Annotated in this window: 25 protein-coding genes; 9 read left to right on the top strand and 16 right to left on the bottom strand. The window is 40.8% G+C overall.

What is annotated here, in order from left to right; all coding sequences use genetic code 11:
* Positions 1-343: 343 nt before the first annotated feature.
* Together H6G96_RS41460 and psaI are read left to right on the top strand one after the other, a co-directional pair.
* The gene (locus H6G96_RS41460) at positions 344-3,322 is read left to right on the top strand and encodes a hypothetical protein (protein WP_242063321.1); all 2,979 of its coding nucleotides are present in this window, start codon (positions 344-346) and stop codon (positions 3,320-3,322) included.
* A 192-nt stretch (positions 3,323-3,514) separates the two neighbouring features.
* Complete coding sequence (psaI, locus tag H6G96_RS19000; protein WP_190729084.1) at positions 3,515-3,625, top strand: photosystem I reaction center subunit VIII; 111 nt, start codon at positions 3,515-3,517, stop codon at positions 3,623-3,625.
* Between the two features lie 250 nt (positions 3,626-3,875).
* On the opposite strand, the gene H6G96_RS18995 is transcribed toward psaI, so the two are convergent.
* The 6 genes from H6G96_RS18995 to H6G96_RS18970 all read right to left on the bottom strand — a co-directional run bounded on the left by H6G96_RS18995 (position 3,876) and on the right by H6G96_RS18970 (position 6,594).
* Positions 3,876-3,995, bottom strand: a complete 120-nt coding sequence (locus H6G96_RS18995) for a photosystem II reaction center protein J (protein ID WP_012411803.1) — start codon at positions 3,993-3,995, stop codon at positions 3,876-3,878.
* 70 nt (positions 3,996-4,065) lie between these two features.
* Entirely contained in the window at positions 4,066-4,188 is a 123-nt protein-coding gene (locus H6G96_RS18990) for a photosystem II reaction center protein L (protein ID WP_012411802.1), read from the bottom strand.
* A gap of 8 nt (positions 4,189-4,196) precedes the next feature.
* Positions 4,197-4,334 carry a cytochrome b559 subunit beta gene (gene psbF / locus H6G96_RS18985; RefSeq protein ID WP_015115279.1) on the bottom strand — a complete coding sequence of 46 codons (138 nt, stop codon included), beginning with the start codon at positions 4,332-4,334 and terminating at the stop codon, positions 4,197-4,199.
* Positions 4,335-4,343: 9 nt separating this feature from the next.
* Positions 4,344-4,592, bottom strand: a complete 249-nt coding sequence (gene psbE, locus H6G96_RS18980; RefSeq protein ID WP_094348030.1) for a cytochrome b559 subunit alpha — start codon at positions 4,590-4,592, stop codon at positions 4,344-4,346.
* Between the two features lie 180 nt (positions 4,593-4,772).
* Positions 4,773-5,792: a photosynthesis system II assembly factor Ycf48 gene (locus H6G96_RS18975; protein WP_190912884.1), complete on the bottom strand. Its 1,020-nt coding sequence runs from the start codon at positions 5,790-5,792 to the stop codon at positions 4,773-4,775.
* Positions 5,793-6,258: 466 nt separating this feature from the next.
* Complete coding sequence (locus H6G96_RS18970; RefSeq protein ID WP_190912883.1) at positions 6,259-6,594, bottom strand: rubredoxin; 336 nt, start codon at positions 6,592-6,594, stop codon at positions 6,259-6,261.
* Between the two features lie 325 nt (positions 6,595-6,919).
* Between H6G96_RS18970 and ndhC the strand changes: the two genes are divergently transcribed.
* The 4 genes from ndhC (at position 6,920) to H6G96_RS18950 (ending at position 9,220) form a co-directional block, all read left to right on the top strand.
* Positions 6,920-7,282 (top strand): photosynthetic/respiratory NAD(P)H-quinone oxidoreductase subunit C, encoded by a 363-nt coding sequence (ndhC, locus tag H6G96_RS18965; RefSeq protein ID WP_100899269.1) that lies wholly within the window; start codon positions 6,920-6,922, stop codon positions 7,280-7,282.
* Complete coding sequence (gene ndhK, locus H6G96_RS18960; protein WP_190912882.1) at positions 7,273-8,010, top strand: photosynthetic/respiratory NAD(P)H-quinone oxidoreductase subunit K; 738 nt, start codon at positions 7,273-7,275, stop codon at positions 8,008-8,010. The genes ndhC and ndhK overlap by 10 nt, the downstream gene beginning before the upstream one ends.
* Positions 8,003-8,533 (top strand): NAD(P)H-quinone oxidoreductase subunit J, encoded by a 531-nt coding sequence (locus tag H6G96_RS18955; RefSeq protein ID WP_190912881.1) that lies wholly within the window; start codon positions 8,003-8,005, stop codon positions 8,531-8,533. The genes ndhK and H6G96_RS18955 overlap by 8 nt, the downstream gene beginning before the upstream one ends.
* 414 nt (positions 8,534-8,947) lie before the next feature.
* Complete coding sequence (locus H6G96_RS18950; RefSeq protein WP_190912880.1) at positions 8,948-9,220, top strand: hypothetical protein; 273 nt, start codon at positions 8,948-8,950, stop codon at positions 9,218-9,220.
* Positions 9,221-9,604: 384 nt separating this feature from the next.
* Here the strand turns inward: H6G96_RS18950 and H6G96_RS18945 are convergent, their stop codons facing one another.
* The 6 genes from H6G96_RS18945 to H6G96_RS18920 all read right to left on the bottom strand — a co-directional run bounded on the left by H6G96_RS18945 (position 9,605) and on the right by H6G96_RS18920 (position 15,219).
* Positions 9,605-10,363, bottom strand: coding sequence for a phosphatase PAP2 family protein (locus H6G96_RS18945; protein ID WP_190912879.1), 759 nt, complete (start codon positions 10,361-10,363; stop codon positions 9,605-9,607).
* Between the two features lie 159 nt (positions 10,364-10,522).
* Positions 10,523-11,764 carry a hypothetical protein gene (locus tag H6G96_RS18940; RefSeq protein WP_190912878.1) on the bottom strand — a complete coding sequence of 414 codons (1,242 nt, stop codon included), beginning with the start codon at positions 11,762-11,764 and terminating at the stop codon, positions 10,523-10,525.
* 251 nt (positions 11,765-12,015) lie between these two features.
* Complete coding sequence (locus tag H6G96_RS18935) at positions 12,016-12,750, bottom strand: redoxin family protein (protein WP_190912877.1); 735 nt, start codon at positions 12,748-12,750, stop codon at positions 12,016-12,018.
* A gap of 77 nt (positions 12,751-12,827) precedes the next feature.
* The gene (locus H6G96_RS18930) at positions 12,828-13,757 is read right to left on the bottom strand and encodes an alpha/beta hydrolase (RefSeq protein WP_190912876.1); all 930 of its coding nucleotides are present in this window, start codon (positions 13,755-13,757) and stop codon (positions 12,828-12,830) included.
* 22 nt (positions 13,758-13,779) lie between these two features.
* Positions 13,780-14,601 (bottom strand): SDR family oxidoreductase, encoded by an 822-nt coding sequence (locus tag H6G96_RS18925; RefSeq protein WP_190912875.1) that lies wholly within the window; start codon positions 14,599-14,601, stop codon positions 13,780-13,782.
* A 132-nt stretch (positions 14,602-14,733) separates the two neighbouring features.
* Positions 14,734-15,219, bottom strand: a complete 486-nt coding sequence (locus tag H6G96_RS18920) for a glutathione peroxidase (protein ID WP_190912874.1) — start codon at positions 15,217-15,219, stop codon at positions 14,734-14,736.
* 626 nt (positions 15,220-15,845) lie between these two features.
* Here H6G96_RS18920 and H6G96_RS18915 point away from each other — a divergent pair.
* Together H6G96_RS18915 and H6G96_RS18910 are read left to right on the top strand one after the other, a co-directional pair.
* Positions 15,846-16,913, top strand: a complete 1,068-nt coding sequence (locus tag H6G96_RS18915; protein ID WP_190912873.1) for an EamA family transporter — start codon at positions 15,846-15,848, stop codon at positions 16,911-16,913.
* 265 nt (positions 16,914-17,178) lie between these two features.
* Entirely contained in the window at positions 17,179-18,336 is a 1,158-nt protein-coding gene (locus H6G96_RS18910) for a peptidoglycan-binding protein (protein ID WP_190912872.1), read from the top strand.
* Positions 18,337-18,338: 2 nt separating this feature from the next.
* On the opposite strand, the gene H6G96_RS18905 is transcribed toward H6G96_RS18910, so the two are convergent.
* From H6G96_RS18905 to H6G96_RS18895, 3 genes are all read right to left on the bottom strand, one after another.
* Positions 18,339-18,794 (bottom strand): DUF2141 domain-containing protein, encoded by a 456-nt coding sequence (locus H6G96_RS18905; protein ID WP_190912871.1) that lies wholly within the window; start codon positions 18,792-18,794, stop codon positions 18,339-18,341.
* Between the two features lie 625 nt (positions 18,795-19,419).
* Positions 19,420-20,982, bottom strand: coding sequence for an ammonium transporter (amt, locus tag H6G96_RS18900; protein WP_190912901.1), 1,563 nt, complete (start codon positions 20,980-20,982; stop codon positions 19,420-19,422).
* 1,105 nt (positions 20,983-22,087) lie between these two features.
* Positions 22,088-22,372: a DUF427 domain-containing protein gene (locus H6G96_RS18895; RefSeq protein WP_190912870.1), complete on the bottom strand. Its 285-nt coding sequence runs from the start codon at positions 22,370-22,372 to the stop codon at positions 22,088-22,090.
* Between the two features lie 982 nt (positions 22,373-23,354).
* Here H6G96_RS18895 and H6G96_RS18890 point away from each other — a divergent pair.
* Positions 23,355-23,759 (top strand): hypothetical protein, encoded by a 405-nt coding sequence (locus H6G96_RS18890; RefSeq protein ID WP_190912869.1) that lies wholly within the window; start codon positions 23,355-23,357, stop codon positions 23,757-23,759.
* 221 nt (positions 23,760-23,980) lie between these two features.
* On the opposite strand, the gene H6G96_RS18885 is transcribed toward H6G96_RS18890, so the two are convergent.
* A complete protein-coding gene (locus H6G96_RS18885) occupies positions 23,981-26,176 on the bottom strand; it encodes a transglycosylase SLT domain-containing protein (RefSeq protein ID WP_190912868.1) in 2,196 nt (731 codons plus the stop codon).
* Positions 26,177-26,444 lie beyond the last annotated feature (268 nt).

Genomic DNA, 26,444 nt, shown 5'->3' with positions numbered 1-26,444 from the left:
ATCTTAATATATTGTATGTTATGTCTATTGCAAATGGACATTTCAGTAAAAAATAATACAAAAATATTCGCAATCAGTTGAGCATATCGTCCCTGTTAAATTAGCACTGGAGAGTGTCAAAATTAATATTCAGGAAACAACAAAACCTTTACGCACAAGGAACACAGCGATCGATTGGAATTACCTTGACGCAACTAGTTAAAGTGCCAGAAGTAAGGTAAGTAAAACTTAGTTAACTAGATAGCCATTTAAGGGATGCATTTACAAAATACTGGGGTAAACTTGCAAGCAAGGTAATTACACAATATAACTGGGCGGCTCGTCGGTCTGGGCATCACTCACAATGGAACACTGGCAATTTCTGATACAGAAACAAGGCGCTCGCTCGTGGCATATCCTAGAATCGCCAAATTTTGAAATTTTGGAAGGGCAGTATAGAGTTTTGGCTCGTTCAAACCTTCGTAATACACACGTGGAAGTGCGGGTAATTCACTCTACAACCGAGGAAGTTCAACCAAAGCGACGAATTTTCAAGCGATCGCGTCGTACTAATTCAGAAGGCTTAATGGTGGTAATTCCCTTTACCTACTTCGATCCGGGAGTTTGGGAGTTACGCTGTACTGGCGATTTGATGTCGGATTTACTCGGTAAATCTTGGCAACACAGTGTCCAAGTTCAAGTATTGTGCCAGAAAACAGAGGAGAATGTAGAATCAAATTCCTCTGATCACCTAGATACTGTTTCTGAAAACTTGGATAATGCCCCAGTTGAACCCGCAATTACCTTCAATAAAGCCAGCGCTACAGAATTGGTAATTACTACAGACAGCAACCCCGCTACCATTGTTGTCCCAGATGAAGGGAACTCGGATAATGCCCCAGTTGAACCCGCAATTACCTTCGATAAAGCCAGCGTTACAAAATTGGTAATTACTACAGACAGCAACCCCGCTACCATTGTTGTCTCAGATGAAGGGAACTCGGATAATGCCCCAGTTGAACCCGCAATTACCTTCGATAAAGCCAGCGTTACAAAATTGGTAATTACTACAGACAGCAACCCCGCTACCATTGTTGTCTCAGATGAAGCAGAGGAAGAAATCGATGAGCCTGTTAGCCCTGTATGGCTTAAAGGTGATACGGCAGAGCAAATTTTGCAAAATTTAATAGATTTAGCTTTACCCGATTCTGAAGCCTTGCTCAATGATGAAAAGGTTACAGATTCTCCAGCAACACAACCACCGCTTCCATTACTGCTAACTTTAGGTCAGGATAGTTACATTGCTCGTTGGGGACAACCTCTTACAATTGATGGGCACATAGAACTCAAAGAAAAGACAACTCAAGATCAGGCTGAAACATTATTCTCCAAAAGCCTGCTAGCCCTTGAACTAGGAATTGAACTGCGATCGCCTCTAGAATCGGAAATCTTAACCCAGGTACGGCAATCCTTACCAGATCAGGAGTTGCCTTTCAACATCAATACCTCAATTGATATTCCTGCTGAGTGTGAATCCAAGTTAATTTTAGCAAATATCAGTTTGTATGGTCGATTCGCCGATGTTGGTGAAGTCATCCGGTTAGCCAGCCAGTCTTTCACCATTACAGCAGATATAACAGAATTACTGGCAATCACAGCCGCAGCGAAACCTAGTACATCTTTAAATGATTCCATAGCACCATCGAACTCGTCTGTTGCTTTGACGGAGCCAGAGACGCCTGTGAAGATCGATTTGAAATTATTCAATCTGGTCAAGATTCCAAAAACATACCAGTCTCAAATACTCAATCCATCCCCAAATACACCCCTACCACCGCAAATTAACTTACAAGTTTTGCGAGAAGCCACCCTACGAACATCTAACTTAACAAATTCAGGCACTTCGCCTCAATTGCCGAAACTACCCTCTATTCAAACCAATGGCAACACTCTCACAGATGTTGTTGCAGAACCCCCTACAGAGGAGGAATTTCTGGAAAAGGATGCTAATACTATAGCTGCCATCAACTTGGAGCAGTTGGTCATCAAGCAACGTCGAATGCCAATATTGGAAACTACTTTTCCATACTTGAGACGGCTACAAGCTTTGCCAAGTAATACACAAGAAGAAATAAAAAACAATGTCCCTTCAGATGCATTGGAAGTTCAAGCGGCTGAAAACTTCCCACAGTTGGACACAACTGTAGCTGAAGATGAAAACACACTTGAGGTAGAAACCCAGTCAAATGAACAATTCCAGGAAGAATCTATTGTTGAGGTAGAAGCCCAGCCAAACAGACAATTTCAGGAAGCATCTGTTGCTGAGGTAGAAATCCAGGCAAACACACAATTCCAAGAAGAATCTATTGTTGAGGTAGAAGCCCAGCCAAACAGACAATTTCAGGAAGCATCTGTTGCTGAGGTAGAAGCCCAGCAAAATGAACAATTAATTACAACAGGTAATCTTTACTCATCTCCCTTGCTCAGGAAGTGGATGCAGAGCCAAGGATACTCTTTGCCTGAATCGATCAATGATCTGCAACGTCAAGATTACAACAGATACGTTCAAGCCCAGGAGACTCAGCTTTCTCTTAGTGCTGAAACTTCCAATGTTGATGTAATGCCGTTAAGCGTGGATGCTGATACAGAGATATGGGAAGAAGTTCAAGAGTCGGTTTTTGATCTTAAGAATTTTGCGGAAGATGCAGATACAGCAAAGGAAGCTGATCTAGAAATAGGGGAAGATACGGAAGTAGAAAAAGTATCCGAACCAACACTCTCAATGGTGGTTACACAAATACCGCCTCCCCCTCCTCCGATAAAAATTAATATAGCGTCAGCTTGGTTGGCGCAAGAAATCGTTGTAGATGATACATATGAACTGGAAGCCGATAGGGTGAAGAATTACTCTCTTGAAGAAGAGAAGCAATTACTGTTAGGTTCATCCTCTTCACCATTTATAACTACGGCAACTATTGAGCCTTTGCCAATTCCACAACTGTATTTACCAGACGGCGAACTAATCGCTGGCAAGTTCATCATAGTGCGCGTAGTACTACCTGAAGTACCTCCCCAAGTTGTTGTCAAGTTATGGGTTGAAGATTATCAAACTCGTTGGTTACTAGAGGGACCGCATTTACTGACAAATTTGCTACCTAACGCTTTGGGAGGATTGGAAGTAATGACCCAATTAAACATTCCCTTTGGCTGTTTGGAAATTCGCTTGGAAGCGATCGCACTTGATTTGACAACTCAACAGGAGAGTCATAAAGTCACAATAGTGCGAACTGTGATTCCTCCAGACTTGCCAAGCTTGCAACTAGATGAGCTATTGGGTATGTAATTCAGGGAATTGGGAATTGGAAATTGGGGAGAATAACATTACCTCTTTCCCCTCTGTCCCCTTCCCCCTGCCTCCTGCTCTCCAATCTCCCAAGATGGGCTGTGTTAAAAATCTTTAGAATTTCAAAAATCTTGGCAGGATTTGCAGTAAGCTCATTTTGAATTGTAGTGTTATTTAACAGGAACCTTTACTATGGCAGCTTCCTTTATACCTTCTATCTTAGTTCCGCTCGTTGGTTTGGTTTTCCCAGCTGTGACCTTCGCGTTTTTCTTTTTATACATTGAAAGAGACGATATTGGTTGATCTAGTCATGGGTCATTGGTCATCAGTTATTTATTTGCAAATGACATAGACGCACCAGCGGCTACTCTTCTCCTGATGGAGACGCTACGCGAACGAGTTCTCCAATGGAGTACCCGTAGGGTAAAACAAATGACTATTGACCAAAATTAATACCGCCTATCTCATGGAGACAGGCGGTTTTTTTAAGGTTGATTTCTCAACAAATGCTAGAAAATTCTAACTTATGGTATTCGGTTCAAACTAACTCATGTTAAATCGAAGAACCGAGTCCGGCGTAGGCACCATAAAAGAAAATGCCCAAGACTGTAATTATACCTAAACCTGCGATCGTAGCGACGACCCACAGGGGAATTCTCCCACTTCCAGACACAGCTTCTCTCCTCCCTTAACAACTAATCAACACAGGTTCAATAAACAAAGATTAACAACAGGACTTCTACTTAGTTGAAGAAGTAACTGGAAAACAAAATCCCCAGCACGAAAACTAGTAGTAGTCCTAGGTATAGCGAAGTCCGGTTTAGTTCAACCGGTTGATTATTGGGATTGGGCGATCTTTCTACCATAATTGCTCCTAACGTTGAATAAATTGCATTGCGGCGATCGCGCCTAAAAAGAATACAGTTGGTACACCTAAGGTGTGTACTGCCAGCCATCTAACGGTAAAAATTGGATAGGTAACTGGTTGATTGATGTTGTTTCCGCTAGTCATGATCTCAAACTACTTTCCAATAAATTCTTCAACTTGTTTTTTAGCTTCAAAACGGTTCTTCACAATGGGCACTTCCTGCCGCGCTGGTGTGAAATACTCGTTAGGGCGGGGTGTACCAAAAGCATCATAAGCCAGTCCGGTGCTGACAAATAGCCAACCGGCAATAAATAATGCCGGAATGGTGATGCTGTGAATTACCCAGTAACGAACGCTAGTAATAATGTCCGAAAACGGACGTTCTCCAGTGGTACCTGACATTTAGATCCCTACCTTATACATAGAGTGTTATTGAGTTTATTATCCTACAAAGTTAAGAAAGAGTTACAAGTTGCAAAGTTCTTCTCAGAAATTGTACGTTGGGCATGGGGCATTGAGAAGAGGCAGAGGGGAATAATTCTCCCTTGCTTCTTCCCCTACTCCCTACTCCCCCCTTTCCCACTAAGCGGCTTCTGGAGAGGTTGTTTCAGGGTTTGGTAGATATTTGAGCAAAACGCCGCGATCGCCAATTATAAATCCCCGCTCTGGCTCTAAGAACACAATCTTATACAAATTAGCAGCAACTTCTTCTACCTCACGGTCTTTTTCCCAGGTTTTGCCACCATCGCCACTCCGTAGCAAATTGCCACTACCGCCACCTATCCAAATTTCATCGGGTGTGCGATATGCCAAATCCAGTAAACCCCAACTGGTGGATAACTCTGGATATTTTGCCTCTTGCCATTCTTCAGGTTTAGTTGGGTCACTAAACTGAATTTGACCTCCCCTAGCTAGTAACCATAATTGCCCATTCTCAGCAAAACCCATGTTTTCTACCCGCCGAGAACTATTGCGGTTATGGGGTACCCAAGAATCTTGTCCAGGTTCCCAAGTCGAGTAGAAACTACCCTTAGCGGAAACGGCAACATATTTGCCATCAGGAGAACGTTCTAAGTTACGCACCACACCGACTGCTGATTCTACCTGGGCTTTCCAGTTTTTGCCGCCGTCTGTGGTTTTATATATGGCTCCTACATCAGTAGCCATTTCAGCTGTATTGTCTGCTAGTGCCTTAACTGCGATCGGGCTACCTGGTAGCTTTTCACTCAGGGGAATACGCGACCAAGAAGCACCTTCATCAGTAGTGTGCAGCAACAGTCCAGGTTCTCCGGCAATCCAGCCTTCTTTTCCTGCAAAACTTACCGAGTCAAAGCGATACTTTTGCTCATCCAGTTGCAGTGTTATTGGTTTCCAGGTATCACCACCGTCATTGGTTTCCAATAGGGTGGCATTGCTACCTACTAAGTAGCCATGCTCAGGGTTATTAGTAAAAGCAATATCCAAAAGATTCGAGTCTGTTGGCACAGAAATGACTTTCCAAGGGTTGTAGCTCACAGAAGGAACTCTGCTACAACCTATACACATTAGGACTACTATCAACAAGGTAGCTATTCGTTGCCAACCTTTCACAATTGAATGCATTAGTATTTCTTAACTTGTTTCTAAATTTCTGTAGCTGTTCTCTAAAAGGTTTACTGATACTTTTTTGCTAACATTTGCTAACAAATACATAAGTTGAGCAGATTAATCTCAACAAGAGTGTATCAATCGATGCATAAAAACAAGTTCCATGCATTCTTACTTGTTTGCTTCTAGCGTGATTCTTGCTTTGAGAAGCAACATATTTGCGATTACTTGCTGTAACATCTCAGAGGCAACTTATCAGTAAGTCTAGAGGTTGCTTGACGTTACGGATTCTCACCTGAATTTCTGATATTTTATCAGAGATTCCACTGTTAATCAATGTAAGCAAAAGTGAGCATTTCTTAGCTTAATTAAACGCTCTAGGGAATAAGTAAAATGATATAATTGTGTGATTATAATCACACAACCAAGAAAGAAAATCTCTTTCCCTACTCACTACTCGCTGTTTCTGAGATAACGGCTGTTATTGTAAGCCGTAGAGACTAATAAAAAACAAGAAGCCAAGAGCCAAAGCACCAAAAATTAGGATACTCTTTTGGGTTGGCGTTAGGTTGTTAACACCCAAACCGTAACCGAGATTTTCTTTGAAGCCGGACGCAGTACCCGCAGGGCCGATATTGGCAAAAGCGGTTTTTTTAGCACTACAAACTGGACAGCGCCAATTTACGGGCAGTTCTGCAAAGGTTGTCCCAGAAGGAATATCATGCGTGTCGTCTCCCTTCTCAGGTTCGTAAACATAACCGCAGGCTCGACACTCGTAGCGGTCTAACACCGGAGTCTCAACAGCTGGTTCGCTCATGGCTAGGGCCTCGCAGAGGAGAAATCTGAAATATACGTTACAAATTATGACATAATTGTTAGGCTTTTCTATCACTATCAAAAGCTAATTAAATACTTGAAGTGTATCTGTTTCCCAGATTTCGGAAAAACCAAACAGATATAATGTAAAAGAAAGTTACGCAGTTAGGGGATTGGGCATTGGGAATTGGGCATTGGGGATTGGGCATTGAGGCAGGAGGGAGATAAAACTCCTAACTCATAACTCCTAACTCATAACTCATAACTCCTAACTCCTAACTCCCTACACCTCACTTAAAATACTCCATAAGCGGTAGATACTCATTGTGTTTGTCCTCAGCGGTTACGAGTACCTTCTAGGCTTCTTCATAGTCTGTAGCCTAGTTCCTGCCTTAGCGCTCTCAGCTTCCAAGCTCCTACGACCCAGTGGTTACAGTCCAGAACGGCACACCACCTATGAATCTGGCATGGAACCCATCGGGGGAGCCTGGATTCAGTTCAACATCCGCTACTACATGTTTGCTCTGGTCTTCGTCGTCTTTGATGTGGAGACTGTTTTCTTGTATCCTTGGGCGGTAGCTTTCCACCGTTTAGGGCTATTAGCATTTATTGAAGCGCTAGTCTTTATTGCAATTCTTGTAGTCGCTTTAGTTTACGCGTGGCGTAAAGGAGCTTTGGAATGGTCTTGAATTCTAACTTAACAACTCAGGGCAAAGAACGAATCATCAACCCCATTGAGCGGACTACAATCACTCAAGACCTTTCAGAAAACGTCATTCTGACGACGGTTGATGACCTCTACGACTGGGCGCGGCTTTCTAGTCTGTGGCCGTTACTATTTGGTACTGCTTGCTGCTTTATTGAGTTCGCAGCTTTAATTGGTTCACGATTTGACTTTGACCGTTTTGGACTAATTCCCCGTTCTAGCCCCCGGCAAGCCGATTTAATTATTACGGCAGGGACTATTACAATGAAGATGGCTCCCCAACTGGTGCGTCTTTATGAACAAATGCCAGAGCCAAAGTATGTAATTGCGATGGGTGCTTGCACAATTACTGGTGGTATGTTCAGCGCCGACTCTACCACGGCAGTGCGCGGAGTCGATAAACTAATTCCTGTGGATGTGTATTTGCCTGGTTGTCCTCCCCGTCCAGAAGCAATTATCGACGCAATTATTAAGCTGCGGAAGAAAATCTCTAATGAATCGATGCAAGAGCGGGATAAAATTAAGCAAACCCACCGCTACTACAGCACGACTCATAACCTGAAGCCAGTAGAGGAAATCTTAACTGGTAAGTATTTGCAATCAGCAACTCGCTCTGCACCACCAAAGGAATTGGCAGAAGCGATCGGTATGCCGATACCACCTGCACTGCTGACAGAAAAGGCGCAAAAGGAGGAACAAACCCGTGGCTGAAGAAGAATCTAAACCAGTACCAGCAGAGAAAGAAGAGTCATTGGTACAAGCGGGTAAAGTTTCCCAGTGGTTGACGGAAAATGGCTTTGACCATGAGTTTTTAGCACCGGATAAGAATGGTGTAGAGATAATTAAGGTGGCGGCAGATTTCTTGCTTCCTACCGCTACAGCCCTTTATGCCTACGGTTTTAATTATCTCCAGTTCCAAGGTGGCGTTGACCTTGGGCCAGGACAGGAATTAGTGAGTGTGTATCACTTGATTAAAGTGGGTGATAATAGCGATCGCCCCGAAGAAGTCAGGGTTAAAGTGTTTTTACCACGAGAAAACCCCGTAGTCCCATCTCTGTACTGGATTTGGAAAACCGCAGATTGGCAAGAGCGCGAGTCTTACGATATGTACGGCATTATCTACGAAGGACACCCAAATCTCAAGCGGATTTTGATGCCGGAAGATTGGGTAGGTTGGCCTTTGCGGAAGGATTACATCTCGCCTGATTTCTACGAGTTGCAAGACGCTTATTAAAGTGCCAAGTGCTGAGTTTCAGCAGTGATTAACCCCTTTCCGGTGGCGGAGAGGGGTAGTTTTTTTAATGTATAGACGCTTCTCTACGAGACGCTACGCGTAGCTTGCTTCCCCGTAGGGGTACGCCTTTCCGTAGGGTAGGGGCGCAAAGATTTGTGGAGGAAGGAAGAGGTACGTATCGTACTTGGTACAATGTCCAAAATACTCGGTACCAGCCGATAGTTTTCCAGCTAATGCCTTTGGTTTATATAATATACATGAGAATATTTCGGAGTGGTATTAAGATAACTGACATGACAATTACAACGGCGCATCCAGTGATGGTAGCGCTTGATTAACTGCATGATTCTCCCCACTTTTAATTTGAATTAATAATAGTTATAATAAAAGTATAGAGGTATCTTATATAAGAAAATGACAGATTTAACTTCGAGTAACGTATTTATAATAGCAGGGATCGTTTTTATAACGATTGCTGTCATTGGGCAATCTAAACTAGGTTTTATTGAAATTAATCCCGGTTGTTTTGGTAGATTTTTGGCTCTATTTATTGGGATTTCGAGCTTATTATATGCTTTGGGATTACTCAACATTTCAGGCGAAACTTTTAACTTATTCAGAACTTCTCTGATAGAACAAATTAAACAGAGTATAAGTTCAATTAATGAGCTTTTACAAAGTTCTTAATAGGCTTTAAAATTTACCTTCAACCCAAATGTATTGATATATCAGTTTGTTTTTGAAGGCGAGGTATAAAATGCAGATAAAAACTGCTATATATTAAGTTTGCTATTTGATTTTTTAAAATATACTGAGTTTGAAAAGCGCGTTTTATCTGGAATCTTGTTCAACAGTCAGACAGAATTTTTATGAGACTTATTAGGACTTACGCAAAACTATACGCTGTAGAGGCAATACCCTGCGAGAAGCCTTCGGCTACATGAATTGCCCCTACCAGAGAATAAGGGTTTCGGCTGTTGTTTGCGTAAGTCCTGACTTATATTTGATTTTTATCCGTGTTTCTGCGTCTGTGTGTCAGCCTAAATAATAAGTCTTGAAGCCCACATAATATTACTTTTTGGTTACCAAGTTTCTTTCTTCGGGGAGTAAGGTAGTTTCATCATCAGCGCGATCGCCATATATAGATTTGGCTTTAGTTCTATAGGGTTTAATAATTAGACTGACACCAATTGTCCAACCTAATGCAACCATCCAACCCGCAAGAATGTCACTCGGAAAATGTACCCCCAGATAGAGACGACACCATGCAATAGCTATAATATATAAGCTGCCGAAGATGAGAACCAACCAACGCCAAGAGCTAGTCCAGGTTAAGAATAGCAAAATTGCGACCAGAGTTATACTCGTCATGGCATGAGCGCTGGGAAATGCAAAACTAGACTCAGGCGCAATGGATTGCCACAATTGTGGACGCACTCGATGCATTAATTGTTTTGCTGTGCGGTTGATGATCACACTTCCCATTGAGGCGGTGAGTAAATAAGCTAGCGATCGCCAGCGTTTTTGAAGTAGTAATATAATTGCGATCGCACCCAAAATTGGTATTGCCGTCCAAGGTAGCCCAATTATACCTAGCGTCACCGCTAAAACATCAAGCTGTGGGTTTGCTGTAGAATGAACTGCTAACAAAATAGGCACATCCCACGGGAAGCCAGCTTGATTCTTCCATATATTCACTGTCAGGATCTCAAAGACCTGCAAAGGTAAATATACTCCTATCAAGAGGAGTAAGAGCGATCGCCAACGAGCAATCAAGAGGTTTTTGAGAAAAGAAAGAGGCGACTGACTCTCTTTATTGGGTTTTTTCACTTTTTACATATTAAGTCCGTTGTAATCAATTAACCTAGAAGTTGTGCGTCAATGTAATCTATCAGTAGATAGTTTTAGTTACTTTAGCTCATGAACACCAAATAAATTTAATAGTGCTTTTCTGAGACAAACAGGTTAATATCTTCACAAATTGATCGATTACAAAACACTAGAATCTTGAGAAGCTCCGCAATGTTTACAATATGGCAAATGTTTATAAGTAAGATTATGACAGTTTTGACATTCCATGTTTTGATAATAACCACAGTGCGGACAGTAAGTGTCAAGATGTCGTATTTTCTTGGCGCAATTTACACAGCGTGATTTTTGAACTCTGCTGGCTGCCTGGACTTTAATATTAAAGACAAATTTTTGAAAAAACTGGATAATTCCAAAACCAATAATTGGAATCAACAAGATATAAGCATAATTTATCAAAAATAGTAAACCACCAAAAAGGGTGCTAATGACATTAAATAGAAATTGAAATATTGCCCCTACTTGAAGAAATTCAAATATTTTAACGATTAATGGGATAAAAAAGATGACTAACAAATGCCAGCTAATTAGCGAGATGAGTCCATATCCTCTTCTTTGGGCAAATTTGTGGACTGATAAGGCAATGAGAATAAGCGGTAGAAGAAAGAGGGACTGAAAAGCAAGCTGGATACTTGGATACCAAAATGATGCCTGCTGATAGCCTTTGTCAACTTCGCTAAATTGATTTTCATCTTTAAGAAAGGCTATAAAATTAGTGCTTTCCACTTTGGCAAGGAGTTCGTTTTTAAGATTAGAAATTTCTTGTTTAATAGTAGAAATTTGGCGATTATTTTGTTCTAATCTCTGTTTAGCTTTTTCAGCACCGACTTGATTAATTGATTGTTCACGACCCTGACCTGCAATTTTTTCTAAGAGCGTTGAGTCATATTGAGTTTTAATAGTGCGATTGGCTTGTTCAATGTTACTGATTTTCGCTTGCCTTTGGTCAATATTTTTGATGATTTGCTGGTTTTGAGTATCGTTAATCTTATCTTTGTACCCGGCATATTGCAAGCAATTTTTAGAAACTTCACCCAGATGTCCTGCTTCGGCTCGTTGATAGTTTTGCTGAAAATTGAGTTTATTGTTCAGGTTATATGGCAATGAAAGTCTAACAATTTCATAGTCTTTATCTTGAGTGGTTTTTGTCCGGTAATTTTGCCACTCTGAATAACATGGATAAGCCTCGGTAGGGCTAATATGCCATCTGCTAATATCATCGAGTCCGGTAAAAACATTAATCAAGATAAAAATATCAATTAAAATAATTACAATTAAACTTACTTTATTCAGTGGCTCGTTGTTAATTGTTCTTGATCTACTAAAAAATTGGCTCAAAAGTCGGCGAATTCTGGCAAACATATTGTCTTTTAAATAAAGGGGAATTTAATCCGAATCAATTTTATCTGATTAGTAGTGAATAACTATAAAAAAATACATCTTTAATCTGAAGATTTGTTAACTGCTGACTTTTGAGAAACAAAAATCCCTGACTTCTTTTAAGAAGTCAGGGATCTGTGGCTTTCAATTCTGACAAGTCAAGTTGTGGTCAAAAAATACCGTAACTTTCACCTGAAGTTGATATAGATAAGGCTGTGTGCGCCAACTAAAACCTATTTAGCAGCAAAGTAGGCTTCTAGCGCCTCAGAACCACCAATTAATTTACCATCAATAAATACTTGGGGAACTGTTGTCGCACCTGTAACTGCTCGTAAGGAACGTGTGGTGATATCTTTACCCAAGGTAATTTCTTCGTAGTTGATACCATGTTCCTTAAGCATCCCCTTAGCACGCGCACAGAAGGGACAACCCACTTTCGTAAACAGAGAAACTACTTCGGGCTTCACTGCTTGAGGGTTGATATATCTAAGCATTGTCTCAGCATCAGACACCTTAAAGGGATCTCCTGGCTCGTCTGGCTCAATAAACATTTGGTTAATTACACCATCTCTTACGAGCATCGAGTAACGCCACGATCGCTTCCCAAACCCCAAGTCTGATTTGTCTACTAGCATACCCATGCCTTCAGTAAATTCACCATTACCATCGGGAATTACTGTAATATTTTCTGCCTCTTGAACTTTTGCCCATTCGTTCATCACAAAGGGATCGTTGACAGAAATACAGATAATGTCATCGACACCATTTTTTTTGAAAACCCCAGCCAATTCGTTATAACCAGGGAGATGAGTCGATGAACAAGTCGGAGTGTAAGCACCTGGTAAGGAGAAGACAACCACTGTCTTATTAGCAAACAGTTCATCAGTTGTCACATCCACCCATTCGTTACCCTTACGAGTATGAAAAGTGACATTAGGAACTCTTTGTCCTCGGCGATTGGGGAACATAATTTTGCTTGCCTTTAGTAATCAATTCCAGTCATAACCTATCATGGGAAGACTGGTATGATGTAACTATCAATCAGCTAAAAATTTTCATTAATAAAGGTCGCGATCGCTGCTACAAATTCAGCAGTTGATTCATATGGTAAAACATTGCGTCCATTTATTTTTATACCTTGACCTTGAGGCAAACAGGCGAGGTAGTGAGTCAAGCGTTCGTCTGGCGTTTCTTTTTTACTTTTTTGACTAATACTCGATGCAGTTTCCCCCATAACCGCTAATGTTGGTTGCTCAATAGAGGCGATAGAACTAGTATAATCCTGTCGCCAAAAGCCTGCTAGAAAAGAAAAAACTGCATGGCGACTAGCAGGATTTTCTGCACCTGCAAGCAGTGTATTCAACCACTCTGCATCCGCAGCATTCTCAGAAGCAAAAAGTTGCCGAGTCGAGAAAGAATGTAAAAACTTTGGAGTGCGTGCATAGCGATAAAAAGCACTTCCAAAAGGGGAATCTAATAGATTCCAAACAAATCTTTGCTGCCATTCTGGTGATTTGCTTGTCATCAAAGCCCATGTTGGAGGCCCAGAGAGTACAAGCCCGGCAATTAAGTTTGATTGCTTTTGGACTAATGCGATCGCAACTGGTAATAAAGCACCTTGTACTATTACAATGACAGGCTTTTGCACAACTGTTTGTAAAAAGTACTGCAACTGTTCTGCCCAATCACTAGGAGTGTAAGCCAGATGAGGCATATCACTTTCGCCACATCCTAGTAAGTCAGGGTTGTAAATTGGGTTATCCTGACCTGAATTATACCATTCGCGGCAAAATCGCTGCCAAAATTGCCGCGACAACCCAACACCAATAGGATGAATTAACAGTAAGGGAATACCCTCAGATACTGTATTAATTGGTTGATGGATTTCGTAAGCACAACGATAATTCTGCCAACTGTAAAACTGGCTAGGAGATGCTGTCAAATTGGTTGTGTTACTTACAGCAGATGGTTGCATAATTCCTAGTTTTTAATACTTGTTAAAAAATAATTTGTGGATGAATTAACTGGTATCCAGCCTCTTTAAGCTTTTCATTCGATACCCAAGCATTATATGGGCGGATACTTTTGATGGAAGTATCCCATATAACTTTGGGCAAATTATGTTTTTCAAATAGGCTGTCTAGCAAGTCTCGACTGGTAAGATGTGCATCATCTACCAGATTGTAAATCCCTTGCAAACGACGGTGACGGGCAAATTCTATTGCACCAACAATATCATCCAAATGTATCCAATTCGTAATATCATCGCCGCCGGGACGAGTTACACCAGAATATCTGTTAAATATTTTCAATAGTTCTCTACCAGGGCCATAGATTCCTCCTAAGCGAAAAATGCAAACGCGGAGATTTTCGCTAGATGCTGAGAGCAACACATCCTCTGCTTTTCTGAGAATTTGTGCATTTAAATTAGCGGGTGCAAGCGGTGTTTCTTCATCTACCCATACACCATTTCTGTCACCATACACTGCATAGCTTCCTGTGTATATTAATTGTTTTATACTCGGAATCTGCTGCAAGGATAAAACTAAACTCTGGGCAGTTTGTAGATAAGTTTCTTCATAAACTTCTGCACCTTTTGCACCAACACTCAAAAGTACAACGTCTTGGTCGTGCAAAACTGATTTCAAACTATCTAGGTCATTCCCACGAGTAATTACAACTCTTTCGGATACTGATTTTAGTGCAGGGACACGCTCAGAGGAAGTTGTGGTTACAGTGACAACAAAATCTCCCTTTTTATGCCAATATTCAGCAACTTTATAACCAACATAACCACAACCAATGATTGCAACGTTCATGACAACTTAGACACAAATAAATTAAACTACTCATCGAGACAATATTCTCAATTAAAGGACTGTATGTAAATACAATTAACAGTCCAGAACTAACAGTCGATAGTCAATAGTATAGAAATTTTTACTCAATGACTATTTTGCTAATTCTTTTTCAATTATGGCAATTATTTCTGGTGAATTTGGCTGGACACTACTATTAAATCTAGCTATCACTTCACCTTGCTTATTAACTAAAAATTTCTCAAAGTTCCAAGCAACAGTTCCCGTTGGCTCAACGGCTTTGGTAAGTCTCTCATAAAGTGGATGTTGCTGCGAGCCTTTGGCATGAACTTTATCGAACAGTTCAAAGGTAACACTATATTTACTCGTGCAAAATTGCACAATTTCCTCATTGCTTCCTGGTTCCTGCGCTCCAAAATCGTTACAAGGGAACCCCAAAATACGTAATCCTGCTTCTCTATACTTCTGATTCAAATTTTCTAGACCATTGTATTGAGAAGTATACCCGCAGTAGGAAGCCACATTCACAATTAAGAGTACTTTCCCGGTATACTCGTTTAATTGCTTATCCTCGCCGTTGATGGTCTTAACTGCGATGTCCGAAATTGTGTTACTCATCTTGAATCTGATTTATAGGGAATATTGCCAAGTCTCCCATATTACAGGTACTCTAAACCCGGTTTCTTTAAGGAAATTAGGTTTGTTAGCCTTGTTTCCCCCTACGATTCTATTTAACTGAGGCTATAAACTTGTATGGGAGTTTCAATAGATATTTCCGTCACTGAAGCGATCGCCTGTGAGTTTACCTGAGTGAAAAATCTTCTGTAAATAGCTCGACCAATTCAGTATCTCAGGATAGTCTTGGAAATCTGCGTTGCTTTTAATACAATATTTTTCGCAGGTATGAATTATAAATTAACCTCCGTGTTGAGTTGATTTATATAACCATAAGTTTTATCAACAAGGTTAGATGGTGGAGGCTGCGGTCAATTTATTTGGTTATTTGACCCAATAATAGTTTCTAAATTTTGTGGAGGTTGGCTTGTGTCAACCTCCACAGTCTTAAAATATTTGCTGTATTTAGGAGGAATGCCTCTTTGCAATCTTCAGCATCCTGTAACCTTGTCTACATCTGAGTATCTTTTCCTTCTCTTTGAGACGCTACACGAACACAAAACTACATAATTCGGTAAAATTGGGTAAAGCAATTTTTGCGCTTGTTAAACAAAGGCATCAGCAAACCCATGCAACTGAAACTCAGTGCATCTCGACTTCCCTTCGCCCCCCTCCTATTAATTGCCCCCTTTTTCCTATGGGGGACGGCAATGGTAGCCATGAAAGGAGTAATACCCCACACGACACCACTATTCATGGCAGGTGTGCGTCTGATACCAGCGGGGATGTTAATTCTGATAGCAGCAGCATTCATGGGTAAACCTCAGCCCAAAGGTTGGGCTGCATGGCTGTGGATTGCCTTATTTGCCCTCATAGATGGGACGTTGTTTCAAGGCTTTTTGGCAGAGGGATTAGTCAGAACCAGTGCGGGGTTAGGGTCTGTGATGATTGACTCGCAACCCTTAGCTGTTGCTTTGCTGTCGTTGTGGTTATTCCAAGAACACATTGGTTTTTGGGGATGGCTAGGACTAGGCTTGGGTGTCACAGGCATTAGTTTAATCGGCTTACCTGATGAGTGGATTTTACATTTTCTCGACTCAGGCGCAAATATTACAATTGGCAGCTGGGAAGATTTGTTTGCTAGCGGCGAGTGGTTGATGCTATTAGCAGCGTTATCAATGGCTGTGGGAACAGTGTTGATTCGGTTTGTGTGCCGATATGCTGACCCGGTAACCGCTACGGGATGGCACATGATTTTGGGTGGATTGCCACTGTGGGGAGTTTCATCATTTGTCGAATCCCAGCAGTGGGAGAATCTTGGAGGATCTGATTTAGTGGCTTTGGGTTATGCTACCGTATTTGGCAGTGCGATCGCCTACGGGTTATTCTTCTACTTTGCTTCTAGTGGCAGTCTCACCAGTCTTAGTTCCCTCACTTTCCTCACGCCCGTATTTGCACTACTATTCGGCAATCTTTTCCTCTCAGAAGTCCTCAGTCCGTTGCAGTGGGTCGGTGTTTTCCTAACTTTAATCAGCATCTATCTCATTAACCAACGTGATACTTTAGCAGCGCAAAACGACACAGTTACCGTTGGCGAAATAGCTAATATACAGCAACCAGCTTTAGAAGCATCTGCTAAAAAATTGAACCCCATAACTTTAACAGTTAGAGAATCTGAACGAGAAATTTTACCTTAACTCGTCAAAGGTGAGATGGCCTAGAGAAGGTTAATAACCTCATGCCCAATGTATGGCGACAAATAACAAATAACAGTTAAGCTGATGCACGCCTAAATTGTATAAACACTCTTTACGGTCGTTAACTATTGACGGTTAACGGTTATCAGTCATCAACCTTCATGTAAATGTTCAAGTTAAATGCGTAACAGTTTAAGATTTGCTAATCTTAAAGATATTGTGGTATCGAATATTTCAAAAGCGCGTTTAGGCTGAAACTTTCAATATGAGGCTATGCCGTTCCTCAATTCTGATATTTACTTGTTTTTCTTGCGTAGGTTTTTATCCAAATCGCTCAAGCACAGCTACACCTAACCTAGCACCTAAAATTTTAGAACTTGCACAAGCTAGTTCGACAGTTGCTGCTAGTCCGGCTGTTTTGACATATGGAAGTCCAAAATCAGATGTGCGAAAATTACAAACCCAATTAAAACAGTTGGGATACTACAGTGGCGTAGTAGATGGAGAGTACAACGCCAGTACGAAAATCGCTGTTAGGAACTTCCAGAAAGTAAATGGTTTAAAAGTAGATGGCCTTGCTGGTATGGCGACTATGGGGGGACTGAAAGCAGCTTTAGCTTTGGCTGCCAATAATCAGATTGTCACTTCTCCAATAGTCACCTCTCCTGCTTCGGCTTCCAAATCAACTACAACACTCAAGCCAACCGAGAAGCCAACCGAGAGAGGTTTTGTCTGGTGGTTAATATTAGCCATTGGAGTTCTAGGAAGTATTGGCGCACTTATTTCACTGCTGAAGTGGTTTCGTCAGTCCAAACAAATGCAATCCGAAATATCAGAGACTAAAAGTTTGAGCGAAGCTAACAACAACTCGATGACATCACCCTTACCAGAGACTGTAACTAATCTACAAACATTTACGCCGCCAGTCGTCCCACAATTACTGCTACCAGAAAAAACTTCTCGGCTTGCTAAACTCAATATTGTTGACGAATTAATTCAAGATTTACGCAGTTCTGACCCAACGAAGCGGCGCAAGGCTATTTGGGATTTAGGTCAACAAGGAGATTCACGGGCAGTTCAACCAATGGTTGACCTGATGATTGATGCCGATTCTCAAGAAAGCAGCTTAATTTTGGCAGCTTTAGCAGAAATTGGCACCCGCACACTCAAACCGATGAACCGTGCTTTAGCAATTTCAATCCAAGATGAAAGTCCACAAGTGCGACAAAATGCGATCCGTGACTTGACGCGCGTTTATGACATGATGGGTCAAATGAGTCAGATGTTGCGTCATGCCTTAGATGACCCAGATGCTGAAGTGCAAGCAACAGCACGATATGCTTTAACTCAGATGAATCGAATGCGTGGTTTGCCGGAGCAACAAAGTCTACCAGAAGATTCACACAACGATTCACCAGAATAAACTTAAAAATATTTTAATTGGATTTGAATATTAGTATCTGGGCCTGCTACTAAAAATGCTGCTTCGCTAAATTTGGGCGCTCTTGTGCGAATTTCTGGGTTACTGGAAAATCCAAAGCCTTCGCTTGGTATACCCAAAACATTGCTATTGAGAGTGCCGTCATTATTTTGATCGTGGAAGACAGCAACGGCGTAACTACCTGCTTTCAAGTTCTCAAAGGTAATGGGTAAAGGAGTGTCAGTAATCTTGGTACACTGCTTTTGTAAGCCGCGATCGCGATCGCCAGGAAATCCTTCACTGCTAGCAAATATACTGACACAGACTTGTCCATTTTTACTTTTCAAGCCATCAATTTCTACGGTGAGTTTGCCATTAAAATTTGCTTTGGCACTAAATGGCCATGCCAGATTTCCCAGAACTGCCAATAACAGCATACTAACTCTCAATCCTCTAACCATAAAATTTCACAAGGTAAAATAAGTTTTGCTGAAATTAAATTTTCATCGTGATTCAGTTCACGCAAACTCATGGTGGCATTATTCAGTCAATACTCGCAAGCACGCTGCCATATTTAGTCTCTAGCTTGGTCTCAGTAAGCCGACGTAAATAACTAATAAACTATAGTGCTTCTCGCTTGGGTGCAGTACATTTTTGACCTCTCTCCTAAAAGGAGAGAGGCTTTGAATCTTACTCCCCAAACCTAGTAGGGAAGGGCGGTTAGGTCTGTACCGCACTCAACTGAGAACGGCTATAATAGTTTGATTTATTCTCGCTGGCTTGTATACATGGTAGCCAGTGATAGCATTTCCAAAAACCTTTGCAACACATAAATAAGGGGATATAATAGTACGCACTTACTCATGTGTCTGTATCAAGTATTTCATGAGATGGTATTAATATTTTTGATTGTGATCAATAAATAAAGCACGAATCAGGTAAAAACTTAGAAAAGTAGGAGGTATAAAACCCCCTACTTTTTCCTGCTTGGATAGATAATTTGGCGGAATCAGTTCAATCTACCAATAGTGTGTTGCTAGCTCATATTAGGAATATGTCAGAGGGTAAATCAAAGAAATATTTACCTTAAAATTTTCCCATTGAGCTTTGTTCTCCAGAAAATCCAGTTGCATCACCTTCTTTGACAAATCCACTGTAGGCTTCCATACCGTGTTCACCAATATCCAAACCTTCTAGTTCCTCTTCTTTGGATACTCTGATACCTAAAGTAGCTTTCAGTGCCAGCCAAAAAATACTACTGAGTAAGACAGTGAAGCCACCTACTGAGATAACGCCCAGCAACTGAGCACCAAACTGTCCAAAGCCACCACCTGCAAATAAACCTTTTGCTGGGCCAAGTGCATCACCATACCAGGAATAAACACCAGGGCCAACAGCCCACAAACCTACTGCTAGAGTTCCCCAGATACCACAAACTAGGTGAACTGAGGTTGCCCCTACTGGGTCATCAATGCCAAGTTTGTCAAAGAATGTTACAGAGAAAACTACCAGTACTCCAGCAATAAAGCCAATAAGTAAAGAAGCAGGAATACCTATGTAAGCACAAGACGCTGTAACACCAACCAAGCCAGCCAAAATACCATTGATAATCATTGACAGGTCTGGTTTACCTAAGTACAACCAAGCTGTAATAGTGGCGGCAATTCCACCGGCAGCACCAGACATATTAGTGGTTACAGCAATGTGACTGATCGCACTAGGATCTGCAGCCATCACAGAACCGGGGTTGAAACCAAACCAGCCCAACCACAGGATCAGACAGCCTAAAGTGGCAATACTCATGTTGTGACCGGGCATGGCCACAACTTGCCTATCTTGATATCTACCAAGGCGGGGTCCAAGAAATGCTGCTCCCATCAAAGCTGCCCAGCCACCTACAGAGTGAACCACCGTACAACCGGCAAAATCCCAAAAGCCTCTGTCTGCTAGCCAACCAGTTCCCCAAATCCAGTGTCCGGTAATGGGGTAGAGAATACCCACAAGTAAGAGGCTGAAAATTAGGAAGCTAACAAACTTAATCCGTTCGGCTACTGCACCAGAAACGATTGTTGCTGCTGTTCCAGCAAACACTAACTGGAATAAAAACTTTGCAGCTAAAGGTACACCAGCCCAACTAATAGCACCGAAGATACCTTTATAGTTGTCTCCAGTAGTTGGACTGTTATCTGCACCTCCTAAGAAAAACCCACTTAATCCGATGAAGTCGTTGCCATCACCGAACATTAAGGCAAAACCGATCAGCCAAAAGGCAATGCTAGAGAGAGCAAATACAATCAAGTTTTTGGAAAGAACGTTGACAGCGTTCTTCTGGCGGCAGAAGCCGGTTTCTAACATACAAAAACCAGCGTTCATAAAGAACACTAAAAAGGCAGCGATCGCAACCCACAGCGTATCAAGAGCAACTTTGAGTTCTGCTGTCGTTGGCCCTGCGGCTGGGGTTTGGGCAACTGCGGCATAACCCCAAGCCAAGACAATCAGACAAGCTAAAGGTAAGCAGGCTTGCCAACTGGGAGAGAGCCGCTTAATTGCTAGATTAAATAGCTTAACTTTTGAGTTGGACTGTGAATTGACAGCGTAATTTCTTGGAGACAAACGCCTATTTTTTGTTTTTGATTTTTGTTTGTACATGGATTTCAACATCATCCTCCAAACCATCCTTAAGAAAGGGAAAAAACAGGTTAAGCAGAAAAAACTACCGCCTGAAGTGCAATCCAGTGGTTTTTGATATTTTTCCTTTAGACCACTTGTTTAAAAACCAGAGAATCAAATTACCTTAGTAGAAGTTTAGGAAACTATTGGCACATCTGTAAATATTTTTTATGGTTATTATTAAGTAATTATGATGTATTTTCTAAAACAGTCAAGTCTTCTTCACGCAATCTTTAATTTTCCAAAACAAGTTGTGTTTAGGAGATTGCTATAAATTCTCAATATTATGTCTATAAAAAGGTGCAACATAGTTATAGCTAATTTTTACCTGCACTTAAGATGGTTCCAGCGACCTTAGTAGAGTTTTCTAGTAAGACATTTACTATACCTCTTTGGCAGATTAAATCCGCTTCTAACATGGCAAGACCGATTTGCATCAAGAATACTAAAAAACTAGTGATTAGTACTCAGATAGTATCAATGGAAATTTGCAGTTTAGCTGTAGTTTCAGATAAAGACATAACAGTGGGAGCTTTACAGAAATTATGAGATTACTTCTTGTTTTACCTTTGGTCAATTATGTCTAGACGGATAAATTTGATTGATTGTCTATTTACTCAAACTAAAAAACTGTATCACAGAATACATTTTTTTGCTTTTGTGATACCAAATAGCTCCTTATGCAACAAATAGAGCATCTATATCCTTTAGTAGGTAAGTATTTTCCGATTTCAGGATTGGGTAATTATGAGTATTATTAAGTTTTTATACAAAAAATTAATTTTTGTTACTTTAAAACCTGTGTTTAAGACCAGTAATTCTCCTTTAAACCGATTACTGGGTGTAATTTAGCTGAAACAGCAAGAAGACTCTCACTTATAATGCGGCGATAAATATAAAAAATAGAGCGGTAGGGCATTCCGTTCTCAAAGCCAAGAGCCAGCCAAGAGCCTCCTAAGCGATAGCCGGATTGTCTGGAAGCCTACACTGACTCTTTGAGTACAGTGTAGGAGTATGTCACTTTGATGATTGTTGTAAATTCTGAATCAAGTCCCTGGAAATAAAATACTTCCAGCAATCTTTATTAAGCTTCAACTTTTACACCCTTCCAGAAAGCTACATAACCTTCAATATTCTTAGCTTTCTCTTTGGCGCTGGGATAGTACCAAGCAGCATCTTTGTTGATTTGTCCATTAACGTCAATACTGTAGTAGCTAGCGACACCTTTCCAAGGACAACTACTGTGGGTATTACTGTCTGTGAAGTACTCCTTGTTAATGGAGTCAGCAGGAAAATAATGGTTATTTTCTACAACTATAGTGTTATCGCTCTCGGCTAAAACTGCGCCATTCCAAATTGCTTTCGGCATAAGTGAGTTTGTAAATAAACTATTCACTTAACATTTTTACACGATTAGCTTATTTTATCCTCTTGAACACCTACCTTTCACCAAAATCTATCCAAGCTCAAATGAATAGCTAGTAAGCTTTATATAAAACCTCGCCATCCCAGATTAATACTTGCATAACTTTTATTTATCGAATTGAAAATTAAAAGTATTTGCTTTTATCGTCAAGATTTTTTAGCATATTGGTATGCAAACTTAATTGGTCAAAATATAGTTTTATTTCAGCTTATAGCCGAAAACAAAAAGTATTTAGACGAGAATGTTGCTATTACATATATGTGAGCGATCGCAGCTTTTAACAAAGTTTGTAAATAATAGCTTTGATATATTGCACTTTGGATTTTCTAAGCTTTTATTTACTTAAGCTTCTGCCAAGTGCCAATTTCTCATATTTTGATTAATTTAAATCAGTAGTTTTTGCAATTAATAAATCAACCTATTAAATGAACTGAGTGTAGGTAAGATGTTTAAATTTATAAAATAGTGAATTTTTTTATTATAAAACACTTATCAATTGTACTTTTTTCTAGTTGAGGATAACTCTATGAAATTTCCAAAATTGATAAACTCTGTATATATTGTTGCTTGGATTAATTCTATGCTTAAAATCACTATCCTTCATACAGCCAAGAATAACAACAGTTGTGCATCAATAAACACAGCCGTCAACTCTGACACTTTATCTAGCTATTCCACGAATATAAATTACCTCAAACCTTTTGATACTGCTTTTATTGCGTATCAAATGATGGGTCTTAGTGATTTTAAATAGTCTAAGTTTACTCTGTAGTTTCGAGTTGTAAATTACATCATTTTAGCAATTAAAGTTTTGTCTTCATTCGTAAAATATTGATTTTAAAATCATTAGTAAATTATTTTACCAAAAAACAATTTTTGGTTATTAGATAACTCTAATTAAGCTAGTTAAACTGAGGAGAAACTTATGAAACTTACAAACTTAATCAATTCTGCACTTATCGTTACTTGTATTAGTTTTCTACCTGGAATTTCTGTTGCTCAAACAGTTAATACTAACAATAGCGCCAGACAAATCGACGCAGATGTTAACTCTAATACTTTACCTACTAATTCTCCAATTGCCAGCTATATTCAACCTTTCAATACTGCTTTTCTAGCTTATCAAGGTGCTTTCAAAAAACAGGGTATTCCTAGTGGAAGCGCTTTGATCTCTGAATACCAAATAGGAAAACTGACTGCGAAAGATGTGGTTCAGGCTGCTATCAAGACCAACAAATTACCAGCAAAAGTTTTGAATGATTTAGGTTATCTTAATGCGGTCGAATCGCAGTTGACATCATTCAGCAATATTAATGATTCAGGCAATTAAATACAAATTGGTCGAAAATTCTTAACAATGTAGATCAAGCTTGCTTGCCCTAGCGAATGGAATTCGCGGCTATACAGACAAAACCCACCTCCGTGGGTTTCAAATTCTTTGAGTCCGCGTAGACGAACTAGCCTGCGGGGTAGGTTTGTGTAGCCGCGATTTCTAAGCGCCTAGTATATTTGCTTTCTCTGCTCCCTACTTGCTTATCAAATTGGGTAAAATCACTGTGTTGGCAATTTTGGGTGTGTAGCTGAGTACTTTGTTACGATGCCTGAAATTTCAGGGTTGTAAAGTCTCAAATAATTCCAATAGTTGCCAAATACTTGACGCACATAATTTTTGGTTTCATCAAAGGGAATTTGTTCAACAAACTCATCTGGATCTTGTGTTGTTAGAGTTTGCAGCCATTTGGAAACATTACCGGGGCCAGCATTATAACTAGCGATCGCAAGCAAGGAGTTGTTGTTATATTGCTCATGGGTATGATCCAAATACCATGTACCCAGCATGATGTTCTCATTGGGGTTCTCTAAGTTTATTGTTTTGCTATCCACGTTGATTTGTGGGGCAATCCATTTAGCTGTACTCGGCAACACTTGCATTAAGCCAGTAGCATCAGCAACGGATTTGATTTTTGGCTCAAACCGTGACTCTTGACGCATCAGAGCGGTGACTAGCAGAGGATTAAGTTGACGCTCAGTAGACCACTTTTGAATCTCTCGGAAATAGGGAAATGGATAACGCGCTTGCCAGTAGCTGCTCTGTTTGCTGAGAGTCTCATATTGAGCTTGTTCAGCTGATGTTTCCCGATCTTCCAACTTAGAAATTTTGTCAATTCCGATGAGATTTTCTCCCCTAGCCAGCCGCACCAATCCTTCAGTAAATTGCTCTGCTACTGTTGGCTGAAGTTTATTCTGAAATTCTGTTTGCCATTGTAACCAAGCATCACGGTCTTGACCCAGCAGATACAGTTCTTTGAAAGTCTCAGAACCAGCAGGCGGTAATGGACGCTGAGGTGTGATTATTTCCGGGTTCATGACGCGCACATTGTCAAAGTTGCCGACGTTTAGCCCCAGCATGGTTGCTGCTCGCCATGCATAGTAAGAGTAGGGAAACTCGCTAACCACATACTCATAAGCAGTTTGAGATTCTTGCTGTTTCCCTAGTGAAGCTGCCCATTTGCCTACCCAAAAGCCTGCTCTTGGAGCCAAAATACTATTAGGATTGTTGGTGACAATTGGCTCTGCCCATTGCCAAGCACCAACGTAATCTTTGGCTTTAGCTTTATCTTGGGCTATTCTCCAACGATACTCTGCGGCTTCATCAGAATTGCCGTGTTTGGCTATGAGTAATTGCCACGCCTCGTTAGCTGACTTTTGATCTTTGAGGGTTTGGAGAGTTTTGGCTTTTTGTACCAGTGCAGTACCAGCTTGTTTAGGAAATTTACTAATGACTTGGTCAAGATACGGTAAGCCGTCTTTACCTGTTTTTGCTGTTTCTGCTAACCGTAGTAGTGCAATCCCAGTTTCCTCAGCATTAGGAAATTGTTGCACCAATTGTTTATAAGTAGCGATCGCTTTTTCTCGATCTTTACCCCCTACCTGTAACCCTCGTGCAGTCCGGTAGAGGTTGCGGGGTGTATTCGGTGCTTTGGCATAAGCATTCGCCGCTTTCAGAAATTGATTATTTTCCCAATAGCTTGTACCAATGAGTTCCCAGTCTTCGGGTTTCAGGGTAGGCTGTTTTACTAACTGATCTAAAACGCCCACTATACCAGGTTGGTCATAGGCATATTTAGCCAAAATCAATTGTAATTGTGGCTGATTGGGATTTTCTTGCAAGCGTTTGCGAATAATTTCCCAAGTCAGAGGGTTGGAAGGAAATTGAGCGATCGCTATTTCTTGTTGCTTCGGTAGGGCAATCAGATATAGTGCTTTCACTGCCGCCGCTTCTTTGGGATACAGTTTCAGCACGCTTTGCCTGAGATCCGAGGCTTTGCCATCCTCACCTAGCATATCCTGTGCTTGCGCCTGTTTCAGCAAAATATAGGGCGCGAGGATAGGATAGTCTCTCTCTAGTCCGTCCAGTAAAGCCAGTGCTTTTTTCGCTTGGGTTCTTTCAATGTAATCACTCGCTAAAAGATAACGAGCGCGATTTCGATCTGGCGAAGGCGACTGTCCTGCGATTTCTGCTAGTTTCGCCGCCCGTTCTGGCAAAGATTGTGATATCAGTGGAAGGACGGTTGATTGGGCAATACTAGCATCAGATATTTCCTCTGCCTTATTCTGACTCAGTTTGAGCCATTGTCCAACGGTTTTACCAATCTCAGGTGCTGATACCATTGCCCCAGCTAAAAAGGCAAACAGTGCCGCACCCGCAATTATCGAAATTTGCTTTTTTTGTAGTTTCTTCAGCATGAATACCCGCTGAGAAGTTCCGATGAATTTCCTGAAACTTTAACACTCTTAACCATCAGTGTTACCAATTTTTAATTTTAGATTTTTAATTTTATGTAGAAAAATACTGATTTTCAATCCTACGGTTGATAGTACTGAGTAATTAGCATATGTTAAATACTATTACATCTATCTTGGGTACTAGCTCTTAGCAGTAATCTTGTCCATACTCTTAACTCCAGAATCCATAATAGCGCACCTCGTAGAACCCTCTTTTTGCATCCCAAAC

The sequence above is a fragment of the Nostoc sp. FACHB-892 genome (genome assembly GCF_014698795.1).
Taxonomy (GTDB): domain Bacteria; phylum Cyanobacteriota; class Cyanobacteriia; order Cyanobacteriales; family Nostocaceae; genus Nostoc.
Note: the sequence above shows the minus strand (reverse complement) of the source record. Positions and strands in the feature narration are given on the sequence as shown.